At 73.1% G+C, this 25,208-nt stretch carries 22 protein-coding genes and 1 riboswitch; of the genes, 11 read left to right on the plus strand and 11 right to left on the minus strand.

The window, feature by feature from the left end:
- Positions 1–18 precede the first annotated feature (18 nt).
- Positions 19–681, plus strand: a complete 663-nt coding sequence (locus B4N89_RS33800; RefSeq protein ID WP_078980270.1) for an SGNH/GDSL hydrolase family protein — start codon at positions 19–21, stop codon at positions 679–681.
- 346 nt (positions 682–1,027) lie between these two features.
- On the opposite strand, the gene B4N89_RS33805 is transcribed toward B4N89_RS33800, so the two are convergent.
- Positions 1,028–1,819 carry a maleylpyruvate isomerase family mycothiol-dependent enzyme gene (locus B4N89_RS33805; RefSeq protein WP_078980271.1) on the minus strand — a complete coding sequence of 264 codons (792 nt, stop codon included), beginning with the start codon at positions 1,817–1,819 and terminating at the stop codon, positions 1,028–1,030.
- 432 nt (positions 1,820–2,251) lie between these two features.
- Between B4N89_RS33805 and B4N89_RS33810 the strand changes: the two genes are divergently transcribed.
- Both B4N89_RS33810 and B4N89_RS33815 read left to right on the plus strand, forming a co-directional pair.
- Positions 2,252–2,530 carry a type B 50S ribosomal protein L31 gene (locus B4N89_RS33810; protein WP_078980272.1) on the plus strand — a complete coding sequence of 93 codons (279 nt, stop codon included), beginning with the start codon at positions 2,252–2,254 and terminating at the stop codon, positions 2,528–2,530.
- 219 nt (positions 2,531–2,749) lie between these two features.
- The gene (locus B4N89_RS33815; RefSeq protein ID WP_078980273.1) at positions 2,750–3,607 is read left to right on the plus strand and encodes an SAM-dependent methyltransferase; all 858 of its coding nucleotides are present in this window, start codon (positions 2,750–2,752) and stop codon (positions 3,605–3,607) included.
- Positions 3,608–3,688: 81 nt separating this feature from the next.
- Here the strand turns inward: B4N89_RS33815 and B4N89_RS33820 are convergent, their stop codons facing one another.
- The 5 genes from B4N89_RS33820 to B4N89_RS33840 form a co-directional block, all read right to left on the minus strand.
- Positions 3,689–4,585: a Gfo/Idh/MocA family protein gene (locus tag B4N89_RS33820; protein WP_201261053.1), complete on the minus strand. Its 897-nt coding sequence runs from the start codon at positions 4,583–4,585 to the stop codon at positions 3,689–3,691.
- A 169-nt stretch (positions 4,586–4,754) separates the two neighbouring features.
- Positions 4,755–5,354 (minus strand): TIGR03086 family metal-binding protein, encoded by a 600-nt coding sequence (locus tag B4N89_RS33825; RefSeq protein ID WP_078980275.1) that lies wholly within the window; start codon positions 5,352–5,354, stop codon positions 4,755–4,757.
- A gap of 64 nt (positions 5,355–5,418) precedes the next feature.
- A complete protein-coding gene (locus tag B4N89_RS33830; RefSeq protein ID WP_078980276.1) occupies positions 5,419–5,907 on the minus strand; it encodes a DUF1203 domain-containing protein in 489 nt (162 codons plus the stop codon).
- 118 nt (positions 5,908–6,025) lie between these two features.
- On the minus strand, positions 6,026–6,817 hold the full coding sequence (locus tag B4N89_RS33835) for an enoyl-CoA hydratase-related protein (RefSeq protein ID WP_078980278.1): 792 nt from the start codon (positions 6,815–6,817) through the stop codon (positions 6,026–6,028).
- The gene (locus B4N89_RS33840) at positions 6,814–7,674 is read right to left on the minus strand and encodes an SCO6745 family protein (RefSeq protein ID WP_078980280.1); all 861 of its coding nucleotides are present in this window, start codon (positions 7,672–7,674) and stop codon (positions 6,814–6,816) included. The genes B4N89_RS33835 and B4N89_RS33840 overlap by 4 nt, the downstream gene beginning before the upstream one ends.
- Before the next feature lie 154 nt (positions 7,675–7,828).
- On the opposite strand from B4N89_RS33840, the gene B4N89_RS33845 reads away from it, so the two are divergent.
- The 5 genes from B4N89_RS33845 (at position 7,829) to B4N89_RS33865 (ending at position 15,637) form a co-directional block, all read left to right on the plus strand.
- Positions 7,829–9,289, plus strand: coding sequence for a PLP-dependent aminotransferase family protein (locus B4N89_RS33845; protein WP_161500912.1), 1,461 nt, complete (start codon positions 7,829–7,831; stop codon positions 9,287–9,289).
- Between the two features lie 234 nt (positions 9,290–9,523).
- Positions 9,524–10,228: a TetR/AcrR family transcriptional regulator gene (locus B4N89_RS33850; RefSeq protein ID WP_078980283.1), complete on the plus strand. Its 705-nt coding sequence runs from the start codon at positions 9,524–9,526 to the stop codon at positions 10,226–10,228.
- 193 nt (positions 10,229–10,421) lie between these two features.
- Positions 10,422–11,957, plus strand: coding sequence for an MFS transporter (locus B4N89_RS33855; RefSeq protein WP_078980284.1), 1,536 nt, complete (start codon positions 10,422–10,424; stop codon positions 11,955–11,957).
- A gap of 264 nt (positions 11,958–12,221) precedes the next feature.
- A complete protein-coding gene (locus B4N89_RS33860; protein WP_078980286.1) occupies positions 12,222–13,094 on the plus strand; it encodes an ABC transporter ATP-binding protein in 873 nt (290 codons plus the stop codon).
- The gene (locus B4N89_RS33865) at positions 13,094–15,637 is read left to right on the plus strand and encodes an FtsX-like permease family protein (RefSeq protein ID WP_078980288.1); all 2,544 of its coding nucleotides are present in this window, start codon (positions 13,094–13,096) and stop codon (positions 15,635–15,637) included. Before B4N89_RS33860 ends, B4N89_RS33865 begins: the two co-directional genes overlap by 1 nt.
- Before the next feature lie 110 nt (positions 15,638–15,747).
- Here the strand turns inward: B4N89_RS33865 and B4N89_RS33870 are convergent, their stop codons facing one another.
- From B4N89_RS33870 to B4N89_RS33880, 3 genes are all read right to left on the minus strand, one after another.
- A complete protein-coding gene (locus B4N89_RS33870) occupies positions 15,748–16,971 on the minus strand; it encodes a beta-propeller fold lactonase family protein (RefSeq protein ID WP_101897413.1) in 1,224 nt (407 codons plus the stop codon).
- Complete coding sequence (locus tag B4N89_RS33875) at positions 16,971–17,771, minus strand: polysaccharide deacetylase family protein (RefSeq protein WP_078980290.1); 801 nt, start codon at positions 17,769–17,771, stop codon at positions 16,971–16,973. The genes B4N89_RS33870 and B4N89_RS33875 overlap by 1 nt, the downstream gene beginning before the upstream one ends.
- Positions 17,772–18,002: 231 nt before the next feature.
- Positions 18,003–18,197: a hypothetical protein gene (locus B4N89_RS33880; protein ID WP_078980292.1), complete on the minus strand. Its 195-nt coding sequence runs from the start codon at positions 18,195–18,197 to the stop codon at positions 18,003–18,005.
- A gap of 215 nt (positions 18,198–18,412) precedes the next feature.
- On the opposite strand from B4N89_RS33880, the gene B4N89_RS33885 reads away from it, so the two are divergent.
- Positions 18,413–19,078 (plus strand): Type 1 glutamine amidotransferase-like domain-containing protein, encoded by a 666-nt coding sequence (locus B4N89_RS33885; RefSeq protein ID WP_078980293.1) that lies wholly within the window; start codon positions 18,413–18,415, stop codon positions 19,076–19,078.
- 67 nt (positions 19,079–19,145) lie between these two features.
- Here the strand turns inward: B4N89_RS33885 and B4N89_RS33890 are convergent, their stop codons facing one another.
- The gene (locus B4N89_RS33890; RefSeq protein ID WP_078980295.1) at positions 19,146–20,120 is read right to left on the minus strand and encodes a hypothetical protein; all 975 of its coding nucleotides are present in this window, start codon (positions 20,118–20,120) and stop codon (positions 19,146–19,148) included.
- Positions 20,121–20,327: 207 nt separating this feature from the next.
- On the opposite strand from B4N89_RS33890, the gene B4N89_RS33895 reads away from it, so the two are divergent.
- Positions 20,328–21,800, plus strand: coding sequence for a hypothetical protein (locus tag B4N89_RS33895; protein WP_078980709.1), 1,473 nt, complete (start codon positions 20,328–20,330; stop codon positions 21,798–21,800).
- A 258-nt stretch (positions 21,801–22,058) separates the two neighbouring features.
- A complete protein-coding gene (locus B4N89_RS33900) occupies positions 22,059–23,120 on the plus strand; it encodes a glycerophosphodiester phosphodiesterase family protein (protein WP_078980710.1) in 1,062 nt (353 codons plus the stop codon).
- A gap of 162 nt (positions 23,121–23,282) precedes the next feature.
- Here B4N89_RS33900 and B4N89_RS33905 read toward each other — a convergent pair whose 3' ends face one another.
- Entirely contained in the window at positions 23,283–24,497 is a 1,215-nt protein-coding gene (locus B4N89_RS33905; protein ID WP_078980711.1) for a transglycosylase family protein, read from the minus strand.
- Between the two features lie 68 nt (positions 24,498–24,565).
- Positions 24,566–24,773, minus strand: a riboswitch (cyclic di-AMP (ydaO/yuaA leader).
- Positions 24,774–25,208 lie beyond the last annotated feature (435 nt).

Consider the following 25,208-nt stretch of genomic DNA (forward strand, 5'->3'; position numbering starts at 1 on the left):
TCGACCCGGGAGGCCACGATGTCGGGCGCGACGCACGAGGTGCCGGTGATGATCGCCGGCGACGCGATCGGACACGTCGGCGGCGGCGCCCGGACCTGGCGATATCGGCTCTGGCGGCATCTGCGCGCCCACGATGTGCGGCTCGACCTGGTCGGCTCCGACGACCCCCTCGACGACATCCGGACCGAGGTCGCCGAGTATCGGCCGGACTACCTGCTGGTCCTGCTCGGCGTCGACGAACTGCGCCGGCCGGCCATCGACCCGGGTCGCTTCGAGGCCGACCTGCGCGCCTCGATCGCCGACGCCCGCCGCGCCAATCCGAACCTGCGGATCGTGCTCGGCCACGTCCTGCCCACGCATCACGCGGGCCCCGACCCGGAGTTCGCCGCCCGCGCGGCCGGCTACAACACGCGCATCGACGCGATCGCCGCCGACCTGGACACCGCCGACTCGCCGATCGTGGTGGCCGGCACCGACGCCGAGTTCGACGCGGGCGACCACACCGCCGACGGCCTGCACCCCAACCCGGCGGGCGAGGTCCGTATCGCGGCGGCCTTCGCCGACGCCCTCGCCGACCGGTTCCACCTGGGCGCCCACTACCCGCGCCCCTTGCCCAAAGCGGCCGGCGGCGCCACGGCCCCGCGTCCCCACCGCGACCGGGCCGACTTCGACCCGGAGTAGCGCTCCACGAGGTCGCCTTCGCGGTGCGCTGCTCGCCCTCGCGCTCGCGGCGCTCGTGGTCGGCGTGGTGTTGCCGGCCGCGAACCCGGACGGCGGTCATCCGTACCGGGATTCGTTCGCCGGCGGGCCGGCGGACACCCCGGGCCCGGGCGCCCGGGTCGAGCGGCAACTGCACACGGTATGGCTGCTGTCCGGGTTTCCGGCGACCATGGCGGAACAGAACACCTGCCTGGGCCGGTTGCGGGCCGCCGGATGCGAACAGGTCGGCGCGGAACGGGGCTTCGTGGTGCCGCGCTGCGATCCACCGGGGTCCGGCGCCGGCGGTGGGCATCGGGGGTGTACGCGCCTACCGGGGCGGCACGAGGGTGAAGTAGCGGTCGAGTACGGCCCGGTCGCCGGTCGCGGTCAGGTGGTCCGCCGGGATGCGCTGCCACAGGAACAACATCAGGTCCGAGGCGGTACCGGCCAGTTCGACGTCGGCGGCGCCCGGGGCGTCGAGGTGCACCACATCCCCGTCGAAGCGCACGGACCACGCCTCGGGGCCGTCCGTACGCCGGAAGCGCAGGTGTTCCCCGGCTCCCGGTGCGGCCTCCCTCCACTCCCGTCGGGCCGGCGCCATCACCTCGAAATTCTGCCGGATGGCGTCGACGGCCACCTCGGCCGCGATCGGCGCGGCGGGCCCGAGGGCGTTCTCGGCGTCCCAGCGGTGCACCGCCGCCTCGATGGTCTGCATGCGCAGCCAGAAGTCGACGGTCTGCTCCTCGGACCAGGTCCAGACCGCGGTTTCGCCGGGGGTGTCCGCGAACGCCGCGACCAGCGCGCTCGCGCCGTCGGCGAACCAGTCGACCAGGCCGACCGGCAGCGGTCCCGGGGTGGGCCCCTCGCCGGGGACCGGCCAGCCGTCGCGCTCGTCGGGCAGGTGGTACACCGACGCGTCGGCGTGGTCCGGGATCGCGGTGAGCCGGTCCGCCACCACGGCCGTCACGAGGCGGTGCACGGCACCGAGGTGGCCGACCAGGTCGGTGACGGTCCACTCGGGACAGGACGGCACGCACGGGGCCTCCCCCGCACCGAGAACCCGACGCACGGCGACCTCGAAGGCCCGGACCTCATGCCGAAAACACGCGAGACGATCCATCCCGCCATTATCGATCGGCCCCCACGCGCGCCGGCCAATTTCCCCATTTCCGACCAACCCACAGCCCCCGACCAAACCACACGACACCTCCCGCGCCCGCCCCCGGCCGGACACCCCGCGCCGGGCACGCCCCGCCTCCGGGCGGCGTCGGTCCGTGCGCCCCGTCGCCAAGGCGCACCCCGTCGCCCGGGTGTGGCCCGGCGCCACGGCGGGGCCCGGTGTCGGGGTGTTGCGCTGTATGGGTGTGCGGTCTCGCGGGGGGTCCGGTTGTTGGCGAGGCTGGTGAGGTGGGTGGTCGGCGGCTGTTCGCGGGTCGTCGGAAGAAGTTCGGGGTGCCGCGTGTTGGCGCGGTGGCGGATCGGGAAACGGCCCGGTCCGGAGCCTCGTCCACCACCCCCACCCATCACCCCCCGAGCACGTCGAGGAGCAGCCATGAAGCAGGACAAGCACCCCGCCTACGGCCCGGTGGTCTTCCGGGACCGCTCGGCCGGATACGCCTTCCTGACCAAGTCCACCGCGGTCAGCGAGCAGACCATCGAGTGGGATGACGGGAACACCTATCCGGTCATCGACGTGGAGATCTCCTCGGAGAGCCATCCCTTCTACACCGGCAACGCCCGCCCGGTGGACCCCGAGGGCGAGATCGCCAAGTTCGAGCGCCGGTACGGCGATCGCTCCGCCGGTGGCGACGGCGGGAGCGGTACCGGGTGACCCGTTCCGGATGAGCGCCGGCCGGGACTGCGCGCCGACCGAAGGGGGTTCGCGGGCCCGACGTAGCGACTCCCGCTCACCGCACGTGAGTTGGTCGGCCGCGTCGGGACCGCGCGACTCCCGGGTTGGTCCTTGTCCGTGGCAACGAAACGGGAAGATCACCAATAGGCTTACCGCCAACGGGAACCCCTCATTTCTCTCCCGATGGACGGAGCCCCCATGACAGACGACGCGCAGGTGACCGACGTGCCCTCGGCCGACGGTGCGGACAGGTCCGACGACGGCTGGCGGCCGGTCGGCATCGACATCTCGACGCCCAGCATCGCCCGGGTCTACGACGCGGTGCTCGGCGGCAAGGACAACTATCCGGTCGACCGCGCGATAGCCGAGGCGTCGTTGGCGATCGTCGCGGAGATCGGCGACGTCGCCCGATACAACCGGGCGATACTCGGGCGCGCGGTGCGGTTCATGGCCGAACAGGGCATCCGCCAGTTCCTCGACCTCGGGTCCGGCCTGCCGACCGTGCAGAACACCCACCAGGTGGCCCAGGCGCACTCGCCCGAGGCCCGTGTGGTCTACGTGGACAAGGACCCGATCGTGCTGGCGCACGGCCGGGCCCTGCTCGCCGAGAACGAGTACACCACGGTGGTCACCGCCGACCTGCGCGAGCCGGCCGACATCCTGAACCACCCGGACGTGCGCGCGCTGATCGACTTCGACCAGCCGGTCGGCCTGATGCTGGTCGGCGTGGTGCACCACCTCAACGACGACGAGGGCCCGGAGCGCATCGTCGAGGAGTACAAGGCGGCGCTCCCGGCCGGCAGCTTCCTGTTCCTCACCCACTTCTGCGCCTCCAGCCCGGATGCGCTGGCTCTGGAGAAGGCGCTGCTCACCGACCTCGGTTCGGGCCGGTTCCGCACCCTGGAGGAGATCGCCGCCTACTTCGACGGCTTCGAGTCGATCGATCCGGGTGTGGTCTTCCTGCCGCAGTGGCGTCCCGAGGAGCCGGTCCAGGAGCCGCTGACGGTCGGTCAGCGACTGATGGCCGGCGGCATCGCCCGCAAGCCGACGTCCTGATCCCGTACGCCCCCGCCGAAGCCGGCCCGAAGCGGGGCGGCCCCGATCGGGGTCGACCGAGCACGTCGCGGCGCGCGTACGTCAGCGTGCCGCGGCGAGTTGTTCCTCGGCGCGGGCGATGATCTCCTGGAGATACAGCCCGCGACGTACATCGCACACGTGTTCGCCGCCGTCGCGAACCAGCGCCGCGAACTCGGCCCGCAGCACCGCGAAGGCGGATGCCCCGATCGCCTCGCCCAGGTCGAGCGCGACGGCCTCGGCCGAGCCGAACACCTCCAGGTCGTACCGGTGGCCGCCGCTCGCGGTGCAACACAGCACCAGCTGGGACACCGCGCCGCCGGCGTGCCGCAGTTGCAGTGCGGACCAGCCGGCACCGGGCGACTCGGCGCGTACGTCCACGATCTCGCCGAGCGCCACGCTCATCAGGTCGAAGGCGTGCGGACCGACGTCGAGAATCGCCCCGCGGGCCTGCCGCCACGGCGAGGCCGCGAACGGGCCGTCGAGGAACGCGCCCGTGACACACGCGAGGCGGCCGCCCCGCCAGGGGGTCTCGACGCTCTCCAGGTGGGCCAGGAACTCCCGGACGCGCGGCGCGTAGCGGGCGCTCAGCGTGACCATCGAGCCGACCCCCGCCTCGCCGATCACGTCGGCCAGTCGGCGTGCGGTGTCGAGGTCGGCCGCGATCGGCTTCTCCAGGAGCACCGCCTTGCCCGCCCGCGCCGCCCGCTCGGCCAACGCGGGCTGCGCCTCGGGGGCGATCGCGAAGACCACCGCCTCGCACCGGTCCAACAACTCGTCGAACTCCACGCACGCCGCGGCCCCGTGCGCTTGGGCCAGCGTCTCGGCCGCCTCGGGCCGGCGTGCCCACACCGCGGCGAGCCGGGTCTCCGGACCGTCCGCGAACACCGGCGCGTGCACCGAACTCGCCCACGGCCCGGCCCCGACCAGTCCCACCGCGACCTGCTCGACCATCGTCATCGCCTCCGATACGCACCCTGCCCACCCCGCCGGGCGAGCGTACCGGCGCGCGGCACGCCTCGCCGCGACCGGCGCGACGGTGGTGGAGTCGGTGTCGGCTCCGGGCCGGTCCGGCGGATCCCGGCGGCGCCGCGCCGCCCGACACCGCGCCGAATCCGCCGGACGGGGCCTACTCGCGCGGCCAGTCGGGTGAGCGGCCGAGCAGGCGCAGCACCCGGTCCAGGCCGACCCGCGGGGGGCCGGGGTCCTCGATCGCGGGCCGGAAGGCGGCGCCCGGGAGGGTACGGGCCGCGCCGCCGGGCACCGCCTCGGCGATCGGCAGCACCGCGGCCAACAGGTCGGTATCGAACTCGACCGTCACCCCGATGGACACCGCGACGTCCCAGGCGTGCACGACGTAGTCGACGAAGTGGAACCCCATCGCCACCCGGCCCGGGAACGACTGCCCGCGCCGGACCTCCGGCAGCCACCACTCCCGCTCCACCGCCCCGTCCTCGGCGAACGCGGCGGCGACCTCGGCGACCGACGCGGCGAACACCTTCCCGGGCTCGTCGCCCACCGGTCGGTCGGCCCAGGCGGCGACATCGGTTCGCACTCCCCGGGCCGCCGCCGCGAAGCCGTGGTTCTGACCGGTCATGTGGGCGAGCAGTCGGGCCAGATCCCACCCCGCGCAGGGGGTCGGCGCGGCGAGCCGATCGACCGTGACCTGCCCGACGACCCCCTCGGCGATCCGCAGTGCCCGCAGGTCGAACAAACGTATGTCGCTCATCCCGCGACCGTAACCCGCCGCCCCGGCTCCGGCATCCGATCACTCGCCGACTCCGGTCGGCCGGTCAGGCGTTCGTGCGGGTCACGCCGAACATGTAGCAGCCGTAGCCGATGTTGCGGCTGTGGATCAGGACCACCTCGGGGTCGGCGAACATCTCGGCCAGGACCGGTTCCGGCGCGTCGCCCTCGTACACGCGCGTGGCGGGGTGGATCCGGCCGTGCTCGTCGTAGGCGCGGAAGACCTGGGGGCGCGAGCGCCATTGGGCCGGATAGCCGGTGTCGGCCGGGCCGGCACAGGGTGCGGCGTGCGCGAAGACGGCGCCGATCTCGCGGTACGGGCTCGTCGGCAGCGGAGGCTCGTAGCCGAACAGGATCAACGCCTCGCCCGGCTCGGCCTCGCGCAGGCAACAGCGCAGCGGATGCCCGCTCTTCGCGACGTGGTTCTCGATCGGATTGCCCGAGACGTCGAGCCCGGTGGCGCGCACGTCGGCGAGGAAGTCGGCGGGAATCGGCTGGACGACGAAGGTCGGCGCGGGGTCCGTGGTGGTGGTCATGCCGCCAAGCCTGCGCCGCCGGCACGGGCGACGCCGGCGGCATTCGGACACCGCGTTTCGGCGGTCGTCGGGTCCACGGGCGGCGGGTCTACAGGCGGCGGGTTCACAGGCGCCGGGTTCACGGGCGGCGGCGGTCGCGGAAGCGGGCCAGGCCGTTCGCGACGCCCTCCGTCGGCACGGTCACCGCGAACCAGGAGGCCTCGACCGCCAAACCCTCGTCGATCGGCAGGCCGATTCCCCGGGTGACCGCCGCCAGGCACGCGTGTACCGCGCTTGCCGAGTGGCGGATGATCCGCTCGGCCAGGGCGTTCGCCTCGTCGAGCAGGTCGGCGGCCGGCACCACCCGGTTGACCAGGCCGAGTTGAGCGGCACGGGTCGCGCCGATCGGGTCGCCGGTCAGGATCATCTCCAAGCCGCGCTTGCGGCCGATGTGTCGGGGCAGCCGCTGCGAACCGCCGAACGGCGGCGGGAAACCGAGGCCGATCTCCGGCTTGGCGAAGGTGGCGTGCGCCGCCGCCAGGGCCAGTGGCGCGGCCTCGGCGACCTCGCAACCTCCGCCGTAGGCAAGGCCGTTGACCGCCGCGATGATCGGCTTGGGGAACTCCTCGATGCGCCGGGTCAGCCCCTGACCCCGGCGGACGATCTCGCGCAGCGCCCGATCTCCGCCGCCGGCGATGCTGCCCGCGAGGTCGGTGATGTCGGCGCCGGCGCTGAACGCCCGCTCGCCGGCGCCGGTCAGGACGACGGCCCGCTGCGTGTCGTCGGCCTCCACCGCGTCCAGGGCGGCGGCGAGCGCGTCGATGGTGGCGTAGTCGAGCGCGTTGAGCTTGCCCGGGCGGTCGATGGTCAACGTGGTGATCGCGCCGTCGCGGGCCACGCGCAGGGTCGGCTCGATGACGCCGGCGCTCATGGGCGGGGTGCTCCGATCGGGTTGGGTACGGGGATCACGCCGCGGTCCACCAGGTGTCGGGCCAGCGGCGTGGCCAGTCGGATCGCCTCCTCGACGCCGGCCGCGCCGAGCCGGGTGACCGGGTCGGCGGCCAGGCGGTCGGTGGCGTGTTCGAGGTCGCGGCGCAGGGTGCCGCCGCTTCGGGTGAGTCGGGAGTCGCGGTCGAGCAGGCCCTTGGCGACCAGGCGCCGCCGGGCCGTCTCCCATTGCGCGTCGGTCCAGCCCCGGGTGCTCTGCAGCAGTTCGCGCGGGACGTTGCCGGTGGCGGCGTGGGTGAGGCCGGCTTCGAGGCCGGTGAGGCCGGCGTGCGCGACCGCGATCACGTGGCCGTCGCCGCGGTGTTCGCGCAGCACGGTGCTCGCCAGCCACAACCGGCCGAGCACGCCGTCGGGACGCGGTACGCCCGACCACGCGGCGGCCAGCGCCCGACCCTCGTGGCCGCAGTCCTCGACGGCGGTCTCCAGGAGGTCGGTCAGCTGTTCCAGGTGCCGCGTGCCCACCGGCGGCAACACCCGGGACAGTGCCGTCTCCACCGCGCCGAGCCGGGTGTCCAGCACCTTCTCGGGCGTCGTGTACGCCCACGCGTCGGGCAGTGCGCGGGCCACGCGGGCGGGCGCGAACGCGAAGCACAGCGCGCTCGCCTCGGGGGCGCGGACCGGGCCGAGCGGGGCCAGGCGACCCGCGAAGTAGCCCATCCACCAGCCGATCAGGCCGAGCGCACGGGCCGCCTCCGCCGGTTCGGGTGCGAAGTAGGCGACCGCGTGCACGGGTTCGATCGCCTCCCAGAACCGCCGGGCAAGGGTGGGGGTGGGGGACAACGGCGGGGCCTTTCGTCGAATGCCGGAGGGCAGAGCCGGCAGGCAGAGGCAGCGGGCACGGGTCGGCCTGCACGGGTCGCATGACCCCGGGTCGCCCGCCGTGCCCACCAGCGTGCCCGTTGTCGCGTCACCGAGACAGTGCCAATCTGACCGAATGGACCAGGATTCCGAATGGTGGGTACGGATCGCCCTCGACGACTGGCGCTCCCGTGCCGGACCACGCCACCGGCGGATCACCGAGGCGCTGGCGGAGGCGATCGAGCGCGGCGTCGCCGGCACCGGCGCCCGGTTGCCCGCCGAACGCCCGCTCGCGGACGCCCTCGGGGTCGGCCGCGGCACCGTGGTGCGTGCCTACGAGACGCTGGCCGACGCGGGCCTGGTGTCCCGTCGCCAGGGCGCCGGCACCTTCGTCGAGCGCCGGCCCGGATGGAGCCGGCCCGCCGTCGCCGCGCCGGTCCGCCGCCTGGTGGCCGGCGACGAGGTGGTGGATCTGTCCCGGTCAGTGCCGGCCGGTACCGGCCACCTGCCGCCGGTGGACGACACGATCGCGCTGTCGGGTCGGAACGGTCACGGACGGCACCCCGGCGGCCTGCCCGAGTTGCGCGAGGCCCTGGCCGCGCACGTGACCGCGCACCTGGACCTGCCGACCACCGCCGAGCAGGTGATCGTGACCGCCGGCGCCCGGCACGCGCAGTCCCTGACGATCGCGGCGCTGGTCTCGCCCGGCCGCCCCGTGCTCACCGGCTGCCCGACCACGCCCGGCCTCGCGGCCTCCGTCACCACCGCCGGGGGCCGCCCGATCGGCATCGGCGTGGACTCGTTCGGCCTGGACGTGTCCGCCGTCGAACGAGCCGCCGCGCGCCTGCACGCACCGCTGATCCTGGTCGCCTCCGCCGCCCACGACCCGACCGGCGCCCCGCTGTCCGCGCCCCGCCGCCGAGCCCTGCTCGCGGTGGCCCGCACGAGGAACGCGATCCTGCTCGAAAACCTCTCCGAAGCCGCCCTGGACCTCCCCGAGCCGTCCGACGGCCTCCCCACACACCCCGACGGCCTCCCCACATCCCGCGACGACCGCCTCGCGCCCCTTGCCGCCGCCGATGACGCGGTGATCGCCGTCGGGTCGATGTCGAAGATGTTCTGGGCCGGGTTGGGGGTCGGGTGGCTTCGGGTGCCGGACGCGCTTCGGGGCTACCTCGCGCAGACCGCCGCGGCCGCCGCCGCGGCGCCGAGTGTGCCCGCGCAGGTGGTGGCCGCCCGGCTTTTGCGCGCCGCCGATGCCGGCTGGCAGGAGGGGCTGCGCCGGACCCTGGCCGAGCGCCGCGACCTGCTGCTCGCCCTGCTGGCCGAGCAGTTGCCCGCCTGGCGGGTGACCGCGCCGCGCGCCGGCCTGTCGATGTGGGCCGAGTTGCCGGTCGCCGACAGTACGACCTTCGTCCATCTGGCCGCGCGCTACGGCGTCCTGGTCGCCCCCGGCGCCGCCGCGTGTGTGGACGGTCGCCATCACCACGGCGTACGGCTGTCCTTCGCCGAGTCGGCCGACACCCTGCGAACCGCCGTCGACCGGCTGACCGCCGCGTGGGAGGAACACACCCGCCGACTGGCGGCCGGCCGCTGACCGCTCCGCGTCGTCCCGTCCGACTTCGCCGGCCGGCACCCCACGCGCCCTTTCGCCTGGTAGGAGGCCGATGGGGGAGTGATCCCCGACCCGATCGGAGTGGTGTGACGCGGGTCACAGAGCCTTTCGAAATATCCGGGGACTTCCTGTCCGTTTAACCGAGCGGATCAACAATCGGGGAATTCCTCCCCGGTTACCCATCGGGTATCGGAAGACAAGGGAAGGAGCCGGATCATGGGCAGCACGCTCACCGACCGCGTCACCGTCGTCGACGTCGTCGAGGATCGGGGTCCGAAGCTTCGTGCCGATGCCCGACGCAATCGCGAGCGGATCATCGCCGCGGCCCGCGAGATGTACGTCGAACACGGCGCCGAGGTGCCCTTCGACGAGGTCGCGCGGCGCGCGGGTGTCGGCAACGCGACCCTGTACCGCCACTTCGCCGACCGCGGCGAACTCGCCCACCGGGTGATCCTCTCCGTCCTGGAGCGCATCACCGAGCACGGCGAGCGCGCCGCGGCCGAGGAGCCGCAGGCCTTCACGGCCCTGCGACGCTTCGCGCACGCCGCGACGGAGGAGCGGATCGGGGCGCTGTGCACGCTGATGTCCGACACCGTGGACAAGGCGCACCCCGAGCTGATCGCGGCCCGGAACCGCATGGAGGACCTGGTCGAGTCGTTGATGGCACGCTCTCGCGCCGAGGGCCTGCTGCGCGGCGACATCGGCTCGGGTGACCTGCTGGTCGCGATCACCCAACTCACCCGACCGCTGCCCGGGATGGGCGGCTGCGGGGCGAACGACGCCTTCGCACACCGGCACCTCGACGTGCTGCTCGACGGCCTGCGCGTGGCGGATCCCACTCCGCTGTCCGGCGCCGTCGTGACGATCCGAGACCTGGAACACCTGAAGAAGGAGGGCGAGGCCCGGCCGACCCGGTCCTGACGTGCCCCAGCAACTCCCGCGTGTCCCCGACCGCCTCGTGTCCGCCCCGCGGCCGCGTACCCAACGCCCTTACCGCACGAACCGCTAACGAACGTCGCACCTGCCGCTCGCCTCCTCCGCGCGAGCGAGGGCGCGCACCGTCCATTCCGCGACGCCCACCGTCGCGTCACACCCCCCAAGAGTGAGTACCTCCATGTCTCAAACCGCTCCGGCCGTGTCCGCCGCCCCCGATTCCAGGCGCTGGAAAGCGCTCATCTTCATCGCCATCGCCCAGCTGATGGTCGTCCTCGACGGCACCATCGTGAACATCGCGCTGCCGTCCGCCCAGACCGATCTGGGCATCTCCGACGGCAACAAGCAATGGGTGATCACCGCGTACGCCCTCGCCTTCGGCGGTCTGCTGCTGTTCGGCGGCCGGATCGCCGACCTGTGGGGTCGGCGTCGCACCTTCATCGTCGGCCTGATCGGGTTCGCCGCGGCCTCCGCGCTGGGCGGCATAGCCCAGAACACCGGTCTGCTCCTCGGCGCCCGCGCGCTCCAGGGTGTCTTCGGCGCGCTGCTCGCCCCGTCCGCACTGTCCCTGCTCGCGGTGATGTTCACCGACGCCAAGGAACGTGCCAAGGCGTTCGGCATCTTCGGCGCGATCGCCGGTGGTGGCGGCGCGGTCGGCCTGATCCTGGGCGGCGTGCTCACCGAGTACATGAACTGGCGCTGGACGTTCTTCGTCAACATCCCGTTCGCCGTGATCGCCGCGACCGGTGCGGTCATGGTCGTCCGCGAGCCCGCCGGCGCCCGCAACCGTTCGCCGCTGGACATCCCCGGCGTGCTGCTGTCCTCGCTCGGACTGGGCACCCTGGTGTACGCCTTCACCCGGGCCGAAAGCCACGGCTGGGCCGCGGGCAGCACGATCGGCCTGTTCGTCGCCGCCGCGGTGCTGCTCCTGGCGTTCGTCGCGGTGGAGGCGCGGGTCAAGGCCCCGCTGCTGCCGCTGCGGGTGCTCGCCGAGCGCAACCGGGCCGGCATCTACCTCTCGCTCGGCCTCGCGATCATCGCGATGTTCGGCATGTTCCTGTTCCTCACCTACTACCTCCAGATCGTCAAGGGCTTCTCGCCGGTCAAGACCGGCCTGGCGTTCCTGCCGATGATCGCGGGCATGATCACCGGCTCCACCCAGATCGGCGCGCGGCTGATGACCCGGGTGCCGGCCCGATTCCTGATGGGTCCGGGCTTCCTGACGGCGGGCGTCGGCATGCTGATGCTGACGCAGATCGAGGTCGGCAGCTCCTACGCGGGGCTGATCCTGCCCGCGCAGATCCTGCTCGGCCTGGGCATGGGCACCGCGTTCATGCCGGCGATGAGCCTGGCCACCTACGGTGTGCAGCCTCGGGACGCGGGCGTCGCCTCGGCGATGGTCAACACCTCGCAGCAGGTCGGCGGCGCGATCGGCACGGCGCTGCTGAACACCATCGCGGCGAGCGCGACCACGTCCTACGTGGCCTCGCACGCGGTCGGCTCCGGCGGCCTGGACCAGCTGAAGATGCAGGCCATGGTGCACGGCTACGCCACCGCCATCTGGTGGGCGGTCGGAATCCTGGCGCTGGCGTCGACGATCGCGTTCACGTTCATCACCGTCGGGCACGGCGACAGCAAGCCGGTCGCGTCGGGCGGCAAGGACGGGGAAGCGGACGCGGACGTCGACGAACTCGCGGTGCCGGTGCTGGTGCACTGATCCCGCGCGGTACGTGAGCCGCGGTACGCAGCAGAGGGCCCCATCGCCGAATCGGCGGTGGGGCCCTCGTCGTTCATGGTCGGGGCGGTCGCCGTTCGGAGGTGGGCGTGGTCGCGGATGTGGCGGGTCGGTACAGCTCACGGCCCCCTGGGGGTGGGGGCAGGCCCACCCCCGTTCGGGCCGCCTTCCCCATGTTCCGGGGCGTCTCGGCTCCGTAGCGTTTCGGACATCGAATCCGATGCTCATTTCTTTGCGGGAGGCACCATGTTCGGGCGAGGCAAGCGAGGCGACCGGCGGGCGCGGACGGGACCCGTCGTACCTCCCCGCCCGGATCACGACACGTTCGGCGCGCCGTCGAACCCGTTGCACACCCCCCGCACCCACCACACCTCCGCCGTCCGGCTCGAAGGGGTCGCCAAGGCCTACGGGCGCGGTGCCGAAGCGGTGCACGCACTGCGCGGGGTCGACCTCGACATCCCCCGGGGCACCTTCACCGCGGTCATGGGCCCCTCCGGATCCGGCAAGAGCACCTTCCTGCACTGCGCCGCCGGCCTCGACAAGCCCGACGCGGGGCGGGTCCTGCTGGGGGCCGACGACCTCACCGCGATGAACGAGAACCAGCTCACCCGGCTGCGCCGGACCCGGCTCGGCTTCGTGTTCCAGGCGTTCAACCTGCTGCCCTCGCTGACCGTGGAGAAGAACGTCCTGCTCCCGCTGCGGCTCGCGGGGCAGCGGCCGGAACGCGGCCGGGCCGCCGAGGTGTTGGGCATGGTCGGACTGCACGAGCACGCCGGCCGCCGGCCCGCGCAGTTGTCCGGTGGTCAGCAGCAGCGGGTGGCGATCGCCCGTGCCCTGGTCACCCGGCCCGACGTGCTGTTCGCGGACGAGCCGACCGGCGCGCTGGACACCACCACCGCCGCCGAGGTGCTGGCGCTGCTGCGCCGGGCCGTCGACGACACCGGGGCCACCGTCGTGATGGTCACCCACGACCCGGTCGCCGCCTCCTACGCGGACCGGGTGGTCTTCCTGGCCGAGGGCAACCTCGCCGGCCACCTCCACGCGCCCACCCCCGAGGCGGTCGCGGCCCGGATGGTCGGCCTGTCCCAGCCCGCCCGCGCCCAGGGGCGGGCCGCCTGATGGGCCGCCCCAACGGGCTCGCCCGCACCTCCGTACGCTTTCGGCCCGCCTCGTTCGCCGGTTCGTTCGTCGCCCTGCTGTTCGCCGCCATGCTCGTCACGATGTGCGGGATCTTCCTGGAGAGCGGAATCCGCGCCCACGTGCCGGCCGGCCGCTACGCCGACACCCCCATCGTGGTCGCCGGGCCGAACAGCACGAGCAAGACCTTCGGCAGCGGCGAGGACAAGGAGAACGTGAAGGTCGCGCTGCCCGAGCGGGCCCGCGTCGACGCCGGGCTCGCCGCCCGGATCGCGGCCGTGCCCGGTGTCGCCACGGTCCTGCCCGACCTGACCTTCCCCGCCCAGACCCCCACCGCCGTACTCGACGCGCACCCCTGGTCCGCCGCGCGCCTGGCCGGCACCCCGCACGACGGTGCCGCGCCGCGGCCCGGCGAAGTCGTACTGACCACCGACGCCGCGCACCGGATCGGCGCGGGCGCGAGCGCCGGCGGCACGGTCCGGGTGACCACGCCCGCCGGCGAGGTCCCGCTGCGCGTGTCGGCCGTACTCCCCGGCTCCGGCGCCCGGCTCTACGTCGCCGACACCGAGGCCGCGCGCCTGGCGGGCAACCCCGACAAGGTGACCGCGTTCGGTGTACTGCTCAAGGACCACACCTCGACCGGCAAGGTCGCCGGCGAGTTGCGCAAGGCGCTGAAGGGCACCGGCGCCGAGGTCCGCACCGGCGACGGGCGCGGCGAGGTGGAACACCCCGGCCTGGGCACCACCAAGGAACTGCTCATCGCCGTCGGCGCGTCCTTCGGCGGCATCGTCGCCGCGGTCGCCGTGTTCGTCGTGGCCGGCTCCACCTCGCTGTCCGTGGCCCAGCGGCGCCGCGACTTCGCCCTGCTGCGCGCGGTCGGCGCCACCCCCTGGCAGATCCGCCGGATGATCGCCACCGAGACCGCGATGGTCTCCCTGCTCGCCGGCCTGATCGGCGTGTTCCCCGGGACGCTGCTCGCCCACTGGTGGTTCGACACCATGGTCGGCCGCGGCATGATCGAGGACGGCGTCACCCTCGCCGTCGGCCCGGTCCCGATGCTGGTCGCGGTCGGCGCGGGCCTGCTCTCCGCGCTGCTCGCCGGCCTGATGGCGGCGCGTGCCAGTGCGCGGACCAAGCCGACCGAGGCGCTGGGCGAGGCGGGCGTGGAGCGGGCCCGGGTCGGCTGGGTCCGGCTGGTCCTGGGCCTCGTCGCGCTGGCCGGCGGCGGGGTGCTCTCCGCCATCGCCATGAAGGCCACCGGCGACCAGGCCGTCGGCGCCGCGGGCGGCGTGATCATGCTGTTCATGCTCGGCGTCGGACTCCTCGGCCCGCTGCTCGCCCACCTGTTCGTCCACGCGAGCGGATTCCTGCTGCGCCTGTTCGGCGCCCCCGGGCGGCTCGCCTTCGACAACGCCCGCAGCAACTCGCGCCGACTCGCCTCGGCGATCACCCCGATCACCCTCACCGTCGCCTTCGCGACCACGCTGATGTTCATGTTCGCCGCGCAGGACCATCACAGCGAGAAGCAGTCCAAGGCCGCGCTGACCGCCGACCGGGTGATCGGCGGACCCGGATTCCCGGCCGGCACCACCACCGAGATCGCCCGCGTGCCCGGAGTCGCCGCGGTGACCTCCGTACTGACCACCAACGTGGTCATGGCCGGCTCCGACGATTTGCAGAAGTACGCGACCCAGGCCGTCGGCGGCACCGACACCGACCTGGCCCGCGTGCTCGACCTGGGTGTCCGCTCGGGCAGCACCGACGCACTGCGCCCCGGCGCCGCGCAGCCGCCCGGCGGCGCGGTGGCGATGGACCGGTTCACCGCCGACACGGTCAAGGCCCGGCTCGGCAAGCCGATCGAGATCCGCCTCGGCGACGGCACCCGGATCAAGCCGACCCTGGTCGCCACCTACGACCGCGGCCTCGGTACCGCCGCCGTCACCCTCCCGCGCGCCACCGTGGAACACCACGTCGACGCCGCCCTGGACACCCGCCTGCTGGTACGCCTCGCCGACCGGGCCGACCCGGCCGCCGTGGATGCCGCACTCGCCAAGGTCGCGCAGGCCCACCCCGACACCCGGGTCTCCGACCGGGCCGGCTACGCCGCGGAACGCAACCAGGACCTCGAGACCAACAAGTGGACCAACCAGGTGATGCTGGTCGTCCTCGCGGGCTTCGCGACCATCGCCGCGGTCAACACGATGATCGTGTCCACCGCCGCCCGGCGCCGCGAACTCGGCCTGATGCGGATGATCGGCAGCACCCGCTCCCAGGTCCGCGCGGTCGTCCGCGGCGAAGCCGCCCTGGTCGGGGTGATCGGGCTCGCCCTCGGCCTGACCATCGCGATGATCACCCTCGTCCCGTTCGGCAAGGGCGCGTTCGGCGAGAGCACCCCCTACGTCCCGATCCCGCCGCTCCTCGGGATCAGCGCCGCCGCGCTGCTCCTGGCGCCGCTGTCGGTCGCCCCGATCACCCGACGGCTCCTGCGCGTCGAACCCATCGACGCGGTGGGCGCGAAGGAATAGCCGGGAAACCACACACAGGCCGAGGGGAGCACCGCACCCGGTGCTCCCCTCGGCCGTGATCGGCGCCCCTCGTCACCTCTGCCGGACCACCCGGGATTGCCCCCGGGTGGTCAGCGGAAGACGCCGGTGTGGCCGAGCGAGTAGCGGCCCGGCTGCGGGTAGACGCACAGGCCGTGCGGGCCCACGCCGACCGGGATGCGGGCGAGCAGTTTGCCGTCGGTGGTGTCGATCGCGTACACCTCCGCGTTGTAGCGCCCGCTGAGCCACAACACCTTGCCGTCGGCGGACACCCCGCCCATGTCCGGGCTGCCGCCGCCGGGGAGTTTCCACTTGGCGGTCAGCGCGCCGGTGGCGAAGTCGAGCACCGAGATCGAGCCCTCGCCCCGGTTGGAGATGTACAGGCTCTTCGAATCGCGGCTGGGGTACAGGCCGTGCGCGCCCTTGCCGGTGCGCAGCCGGGTCGGGGTGCCGAAGGTGTCGCCGTCGAGCACCCACACGCCGTCGGCCATCATGTCGGCGATGTACCAGGTCTTGCCGTCGGGGGAGATCTTGACGTCCTGCGGCATCGAGCCCGACAGCGGGATCTTCTGCTTGGCCACCACCTTCATCTCGGCGGTGTCGACCTTGAGCAGTTCGCCGGAGAACTCGCAGGAGACGATGAAGTACTTGCCGTCGGGGGAGAAGTCCGCGTGGTTGACGCCCGCGCACTGGCTCGGCTCCGCCTTGACCACGGCCATCGTGTGCGCGTCGCGGAAGACCAACTGGCGGTCCATCGACGCCATCACGACCGCGTACTTGCCGTCCGGGGTGAAGTAGAGGTTGTACGGGTCGTCCACCGGCACCGGCGTGCCGGCCTTGCCGGTGGCCGGGTCGAGCGGGGTGAGCGTGTCGCCGAGGTCGTTGTTGACCCACAACGTCTTCAAGTCCCAGGACGGCACCACGTGTTGCGGTTGGTGGCCGACCTTGATCGTCTCGATCACCTTGTAGGTGGCCGGGTCGATCACACTCACCGTGTTCGACTCGGTGTTGGGGACGTACACCCGCGACGGGAATCCCTTGACCGCGTCGGCGAGCATGCCGGGGCGGTCGGCGGCGTACAGGTCGTGCGGATCCAGCGGCGGCGGCATGCCGGGCAGCAGGTTGGCGAGTTCGGGGGCCGGCTGCGCGGGGACCGGGGCGGCCTCCACCGGCGCGGCCGAGGTCTTGACCGGGGCGGGCTTCGCCGTGGTGTCCGTCGACGACGCGCAGGCGGCGGAGGCGACCAGACAGCAGCCGGCCAGGAACAGCGCGGTGCGGCCGGGGCGGCGGCGGGTGGGGGAGAGGTGAGTGGTCATCAGGTGACGAGCTCCGACATCGTGACCGCCCGCAGTCCGCGGGTGCGTAGGCCGTCGAGGATGGCGGGCATCGCGGCTACGGTGCCCGGGTGTCCGAAGTGCAGGCTGACCACCGAGCCGGGTCGCACCCCGTCGAGCACGGTGCGGGTGACGGCGGTGGGGCCGGGGTCGGTGAAATCCAGTGAGTCCAGGTTGTAGCCCAGGCAGTGGGCGTATCCGGCGCGCCGGGCCTGGGCGGTGACGACGGGGGTGCAGTCCTCGGCCCGGGAGGGCCGGAACCAGCGTCCGATCGAGCCGGTGAGCCGCCTGAGCCGGTCGGCGCAGTCGGTGATCTCGGCGTAGGCGCGTTCGGCGGACATCGCGGAGATGTCGCCGTGGTTCATCGTGTGGTTGCCCAGTTCGTGCCCACCGGCCAACACCCGCCCGGCCATGCGCGGTTGTTCGTCCAGCCACGACCCCACGGCCAGGACCGTCCCGCGTGCCCCGGCCGCCTCCAGGAGGCCGAGCAGCGAATCGGCGCTCTCCGCGCTGCCCTGACCGTGGAAGGTCAGCGCCACGCCGGGCCGATCGGCCGGGCCGGAGGCGACGTGGAACGGCAGGCCGGCGGGCAGTGGCGGTGGTTCGGCGATCGCGCCGGCGGTCGGGCCGGAAGGCCCGGTCGGGGTGGTGGTGCCGCCGGGCACGGCGGCGGGGGTGCGGGCCGCCGAGGGGTGGGAGTCGTCGCCGCAGCCGCTCACGGCCGCACCGAGCACGGCCGCTCCGGCGAGACGTCGAAGCACGCTTCGGCGATCCAGGGGCATCACCCTCGCGACCTTACGGGCCGAAACCGGGAACAAACGGTATGTACACGTTCGATTACGGTGCGTGTCGCGGGGTGAACGTGCGGTGGGTGGCGCGTGCGGCGGAGATGGAGTGGGGATGGAGTGGGGCGGCGCCCGGCCGGGGCGCTCCGTGCGGTGCCGCCGGCCGGGCCGCGTACCGGACCCGGACCCGAGGTGGACGGCCTCGGGCGGGTGGGGTCCGGCGGACGATCAGTCGTGCTGCTTGTGCAGCCGGACGCCGACACCCACGCCGTCGCCGGTCGGCACGCACACGTGGTTGTCGAACTTGCCGCGGTCGGCGTTCACCCGGTCGGTGCCCGTCCTGTTGCCGCTGTCGTAGGTCCGGTACCAGGTCTCGTCTTCATGGTCGGGTCCTCTTCCCTCGGTGCGGGCCGCACACCCCACGCGGCGGCGCCGCTGTCGCTCACGGAGGGCGGGCAGGCCCTCCGAGGCCGGGCCTACCCAGGTGAACGCCCGGGACGACTTCGGAGCGGGAATGCCACTCCGATGGCGTAACGGTTTCGTTGGGCGGTCGGGAACGGGGAGTTCGAGTGCGGGTTCGCGTTCGGGTTCGAGTGCGGGGGCGGATGCGCGCGAAGACACGCGCTAGGGTCCGGCGAATGCGCATGTATCTCTCGTCGTTTCGGCTCGGTGAACACCCGGACCGGCTGGTCGCGTTGCTGGGTGGGGTGGGTGGCGCCGGTGCGGGGGGCGTGCCGATCGCGGTGATCGCCAACGCGATCGACGACCGGCCGGCCGAGGTACGGGCCGCCTGCGTCGGCTCCGAGTTCGTGGCGCTGCGCGAGTTGGGGCTGCGCCCGACGGAGGTCGACCTGCGGACGTTCTTCGATCGACCGCACGGCGAAGTCGCCGCCGTGCTGGCTCGGTTCCCGGCCGTCTGGGTGCGCGGCGGCAATGTGTTCCTGCTGCGCGACGCGCTGGCCCGCAGTGGTGCGGACGGGGTCCTGGTAGACCGCCTGCGGCGGGACGCGGTGGTCTACGGCGGGTACAGCGCGGGCGCCTGTGTGCTCGCGCCCGACCTGCGCGGCCTGGAGCGGTGCGACGACGCGGACGCGGTGACCGAGGTGTACGGGCGGCCGGTGCGGTGGGACGGGCTGGGCGTGCTGGACCACGCGGTCGTCCCGCACGTGGACTCCCCGGACCACCCCGAGTCGGCGCTGCTCGCGGAGGTCGTGGCCGATTACCGGGCCCGCGGTGTACCGCATCGCACGTTGCGGGACGGGCAGGTGCTGCTGGTCGACGGGGAGCGGACGACCGTCGTGTGAGGCGGGAGGCGGGAGGTGGCGTCCGGCCGACGGCTTCACCAGCCTCGCGCCGCGACCCGTGCCCCTGCTACGCCCCGCCCGAGAGCGCCCCGTCGTACGCGCGCAGCACGTTCAGTGCGTCGATGGTGATCGCCGGGCGGGCCTCGGCACGGACCGTGGGCGACCACTCCGCCCAGCGCAGCGGCCAGCCGCCGTCCTCCTCCTGCGCGGCGGCCAGTGCGCGCAGGCCCCGGCGCAGTTCGGCGTCGGTGAACCACGCGCGGGCCGCGCTGTCGGGGTGCGGCGCGAAGTCGTGCGGCAGGTGGTACTCGCCGACGGCGTAGCCCGGGGCGAGCCGGGCCTGCTCCGGATGGGCCGGGTCGAGCAGCACCAACCGCTGCTCGCGCACCAGTTCGCCCAGTCGGCGCGCCTGCGTCCGGGCCCACCGCCGGTCCGGGACGCCGTCGAGGAAGGTCACCGCGGCCTCGACCTCGTACGGGTGGGTGGTCTGCACCTGCTCGACGGCGGTACGGCAGAACTCGGTCGCGGCCGGCAGCCACGGGTGTTCGACGCCGGCGCGCAGCAGGGGACCGACGATCCAGCCGGTCGGGATCAGCCCCGGGACCGGCGGATCCGGCACGATCAGCCACGGCGGGTGCGGGTAGTCGCGCAGTCCGGGCAGGGCCGGCGGCACCCCGCCCGCGTCGCCGGCCACGCCCGCCAACCAGTCGCACAGGCGGGCCGCGTCCGGGCCGTGCAGCGCGTCCGCCTCGGCCAGGACCGGCATGGCGGTGCGCAGCGTGGCCGGTTGCGGCTCGGGCCCGCGCACGTCGGGCTCCAGCCCGTACGCGTAGGCACCGTCGGGGGTGCGATATCCGGCCAGGGCGGCGAGCAGTCCGGCCCGATCGGGCTCGGCCCGCGTCGTGCGCCCGCCGCCGGCTCCCGGTCCGGCCGATCTGCCGGTGCCGAACAGGTAGGCGAATCGGCGCTGTTCCAGTACTCGGCCCGAGGCCCACAGGAAACGTTCGGCCCGGTCGATCGTGTCCTTCGTGATCCACTCCATGGTTCGACGCTAGGCGTCCGGATGCGTCGGGTATTGAACGAATCGGACATCGGCGTGCCGCCGGCCCGCTGCGTGGCCGGAGCGTGTCGGGACGTGGGCCCGGGAATGACGGTTGGTGGAATTTGCCCGTGCGGGGGTTGGCCCGCGCCCCGTCCGCCGGCCACGGTGGGCAGGTCGGACTCACCCATCTCGTTCGGGGGATTGCTCGTGTTCGCTCGATCTCGTACCCATCGTCTGCGTCGATTCGTGTTGACCGGGGCGGTCCTCGCCGCCGCGGCGGGGCTGGCGGGACCGGCCTCGGCGGCGCACGCGGCCGAGTCCGCCGACGCGGCCGCGGCGACCACGGGAGCGCACGGCACCTTCTCGGTACACCGCGACGGCCGCCCCGCGGTGGTCCCGTTCCGGACCGGGCGCGACGGCGAGGCGCTGGTGACGCTGACCGTGGCGGCGCCGGGTGTGGACTGGGGCAAGGCGGGCGCGGAGTCGGCGGTGGTACAGCTGTTCGTGGACGGCCGGCCCGCCGGTGACGTGGTGGTCTTCGGTGCCACGCCCACCGAGCGCGGCTTCGCGCTGGGCGCGCTGCGCAAGGGGCGACACGAGTTGAGCATCCGCTTCGCGGCCGACCGGTCCTCGCCGGCCGGGTCGGTGGTGCACATCTCCCGGCTGCGGACGCGGACGATCGCGACCGGGGACCGGGAGCACGCGGTCGCCGCGAACGCGCCGGTCCTGTACGGCCGGAACATCCCGGGCGCGCCGGGCGGCGCGACCGGCCCGTTCCAGAACGCGGTCACCGACACTCCGGTGCTGGCCTGGTACCAGGAGGCCCCGGCGGCGACCGCCGGGAACCGGGTGTTGACCTACACGATCGTGTGGAGCAACGAGGACGGCGGCACCTCGACGCCGGCGCTGATGGCCCGCTGGGGCCGGACCACCGACATCGAGTGGGCGTACCGGGTCGAGGTGGACCGGCGCGGCCGGGCGGTGCCGGGCACGGCCTTCTTCCAGTCGCCGAACCACGGCACGACGCCGTTCGCCGGACGCTACGAGGACGGCCATCCGCTGTTGCAGACCTGCACCTTGAACAACAACCTGTGCGACGTGGTGGACGACCCGATGCGGTTCGCGCCGGCGGCGGTGGAGCGGTTGGCGGACCCGACCCGGACCGCGCGCGAGGAGATGGTGGACCGGCACCCGTGGGTGTATCCGGTGATGGTCCGGGAGATGCGGCGCGAGGGCCGGGTGGTGGCCGACCCGCCGGCCGACACCACCACGCTGATCGCCGACCCGACGGACTACCTGTACGCGGTGATCCGCAAGACCACGTCGGAGCCGCCGGCGGGCGCGGCCGGGTGGAACGGGGTCGCGCTGGGCGTGCGGGTCAAGGGCGACCCGACGCTGTACCGCTCGGACCGCGGGCGGGTGGACTGGTCGCTGCAGCGCGACGATCCGGCGGCGACGACGGTACGGCTGCCGCACGGGACGCAGGCGTCGGACATCGTCGAGGTGGTGGTGATCCGTACCGTCGCGGGCGTCGACCCGGGCGGCACCATCACGGTGCACGGGATCAATCGGGCGTTCCTGCTCGGTCGGGACGATCGACCCGGGCGGGCAGTGCCGGTCCACCCGGAGTCGGTGACGCTGACCGCGGCGGCGCCGCAGGCGGTGTTGTACCGCCGGTGATCCCGATCCCCGGGGAGACCGGGCCGGCGGCGCCGTATCGCCGGGTCCCGGAACACCGGGTTCCGGCCGGGCTTGATGAGGTGTTCTCAAGCCGCGGCCGGACGCCGGTGCCGCGCTCCGCGAGGGGCGCGGCACCGGGAACCCCCGGGCGCGGGACGGGATTCGATCCCGTCCCGCGCCCGGCGCCTGCCCGGCGCGTCGGGCGGGTCGGTGCGTCGGCGGTCGAGTGTCGTCGAACGGAGCGAGAAGGAGATGTCCATGTCCGGATGGAAGACCGTCACGGCCGCGATCCTGGCCGGGGCGGCGGTCGTTGCCGCGCCGGGAGTGGCCGCCGCGGCGGACCGCCACGGAAACGCGCACAGGACCTTCGACCTGCAGGCGCACCGCGGCGGGCTGGGCCTGACCGTGGAGAGCACCCTCGCGTCCTTCGCCAAGGGCCTGGACCTGGGGGTCACCACCCTCGAACTGGACGTCCAGATCACCGAGGACGGCCGGGCCGTGGTCACCCACGACCGCAAGGTGGACGGCCGCAAGTGTGCCGACACCGGGCCGGTGCGGGCCGGTGACCCGGAGTTCCCCTACGTCGGGAAGTACGTCAACACGCTCACCCTCGCCCAGGTCCGCACCCTCGACTGCGGGTCGCGGCAGTTCCCGGGCTTCCCCGGCCAGACCACCTCGCCCGGCGCCCGAATGCCGCTGCTCGGCGAGGTGTTCGACCTGGTCGACCGGCGGCACGCGCACGGTGTGAAGCTCAACGTGGAGACCAAGGTCGAGGCGGGCGCGCCGAACGAGACGGCGCCGCGCGAGCAGTTCGTCCGGACCGTGGCCCGCGAGGTGCGCCGGGCGGGGCTGTTGCGCCAGGTCACCATTCAAAGCTTCGACTGGGGCTCGCTGATGAGGATGCGTCAGATCGAACCCCGGTTGCCGCTGGTCGCGTTGACCAACTACGACTTCCTCCAGGTCGGCAAGCCCGGCGCCTCGCCCTGGCTGGGCGGCCTGGACATCGACGACTTCGGCGGCGACCCGCTGCGGGCGATCGAGTCGTTCGGCGCGACCTCGTTCTCTCCGGTGCACGGCTTCCCGCAGGACGGCAGGGTCGGCGACCCGAACTACCGCCCCTATGTGACCCGGGCGATGGTCGACCAGGCGCACCGGCTGGGCATCAAGGTGGTGCCGTGGACGATCGACGACCCGGCCACCATGGCGAAGCTGATGGACGACGGCGTGGACGGCCTGATCACCGATTACCCGGACCGGTTGCGGGAGTTGCTGGCGGCGCGGGGCCTGCCGCTGCCGAAGCGCTACCCCGCGCGGGGCTGACGTCGGGGAAGCCCTGCTCGCCCGGGTGCGTGGCGGACACGCCCGCTCGGCGGACAGTGCCCGCTCGGCCGATACCGCGCGCTCGGCGGACACGGAACAGGGCCGGGCCCGTCGACGCGTGGTCGACGGGCCCGGCCCTGGAACTTCCCGGTTGTGCTCGGATCAGAGGTTGACGCCGTGCGCGCGCAGGTAGGTGACGGGGTTGATGCCGCTGCCGTAGTTCGGGGTGGTGCGGATCTCGAAGTGCAGGTGCGGGCCGGTCACGTTGCCGGTCGCGCCCGAGAGGCCGATCTGCTGGCCGGTGCTCACCGTCTGGCCGGCGCGGACGCCGATGCTGGACAGGTGGGCGTACTGCGAGTACTTGCCGTCCGCGTGCTTGATGACGACCTCGTTGCCGTAGGCACCACCGTTGCCGGCGCTGACCACGGTGCCCGAGGTGATGGCCTTGACCGAGGTGCCGGTGCCGACCACGAAGTCTTGGCCGGTGTGGCTGCCGCTGGACCACATGGAGCCACCGGTGCCGAACGCGGTACCCAGCGAGCCGTTCACCGGAGCGACGTAGCCCGAGGAGTTGACCGCGGTGCTGCCGGCCTTGGCCGAGGAGTCCTTGGCCACGACGGGGGCCTTCTCCTTGGTCACGGGCTTCGGCGCGACCTTGACCGACGCGGTGGGCTTGGTCTCGGTCTTGGTCTCGACCTTGGCCTCGGCCTTCGGCGCGGCCTCGGTCTTCGTGGTGGCCGCGGCCTTGCCCGAGAGCGAGAGCTTCTGGCCGACCAGGATCAGGTTCGGGTTGCCGCCGATGACGGACTTGTTGTCGGCGTACAGCTTGTGCCAGCCGCCGGCGACGTCCTTGGCCGCGGCGATCTTGGACAGGGTGTCGCCCTTGACCACGGAGTAGGTGGTGGTCGTGGCCTTGGTCTCGGCGGCCGGGACGACCTCGATCTTCGGGGCCTTCGGGGCCGGCGCGGACTCGGCCGGCTTCTCGGCGACCTTCGGGGCGACCTTGACGGTGCTCTTGGTCGAGCCCGACTTGGCGTTGGGGGAGACGGCCGGAGCGGCGCCGCCACGGGTCAGGCCCGCGGGGCCCGAGGTGTTCGGCCACGCGCCGGGGCCCTGTACGGCGAGGACCTTCTCCGCGATGGCGATCTGCTGGTCCTTGGTGGCCAGGTCCGCACGCGGGGCGTACTGCTGACCGCCGAACTCGTTCCAGGTGCTCTGGGTGAACTGCAGGCCGCCGTAGAAACCGTTGCCGGTGTTGATGTGCCAGTTGCCGGAGCTCTCGCCCATGGCGACCTTGTCCCAGACGGAGACCGGGGCGGCGGTGGCGGAGGTGGCGAAGCCGGTGATCAGCGGGGCGGCGACGATGGCGCCGGCCATGCCGAGGGTGAGCGCGAGACGCGCGTTCTTGGGCTTGCGGGCAGGGGTGATGAACGACTGCACGAAGATTTTTCCTTCTCCCACGCCTACGAAGTGAGCTGTCGGATTCGGGCTGGAGAGTCTCGCCCGGCCGGCGTCGACTCCTCGGGTATCGAGGAGGCGGGCACGGCTTCACCCCAAGCCGTCGTTATCGGATGTCCGCGACATGCGGACGCCCGGGACGGCATTCCACTTGGTTCCCCCGCTCCTGCCTTTCGGGTTTCGTAACCGTGGCCTCTCCGGCGGCAGGATTCGGCGAACCGGGAGACACATTCCGCCGAACACCGGACCGGTGCGGCGAAGCCCCAAGCTACGCATACACCCGACCCGGATCCAAACATCATGTTTCGCCGAAACCGAAGATTCGGGTCGGAAGGGTGGAATTTCGGGACCGAAAGTCCCGAAGCGTCCACGCATTGTGTCCGGGACCTTCAGCGGGGAGTGATATCGGAATCGCGTGGAGTGAGAATCGCGGAAACTCGGTTCACGGTGCGTGTGAGTTCCTGACCTTGGGTGCGGGGAATGTGACGTGCGCCACGGGATGTGGGAAAAACGGTGGTCCCGAACCTGTGGAAAACGGGTCGAAACCCCGTCCGACCTGCCCGTTCGTGGGGTGTGAGGGCGAGGGCGCGGGCGCTCGCGGTGTCGGCATTCGACGGGACGGCGCGGTTC

Source organism: Embleya scabrispora, assembly GCF_002024165.1.
GTDB lineage: Bacteria > Actinomycetota > Actinomycetes > Streptomycetales > Streptomycetaceae > Embleya > Embleya scabrispora_A.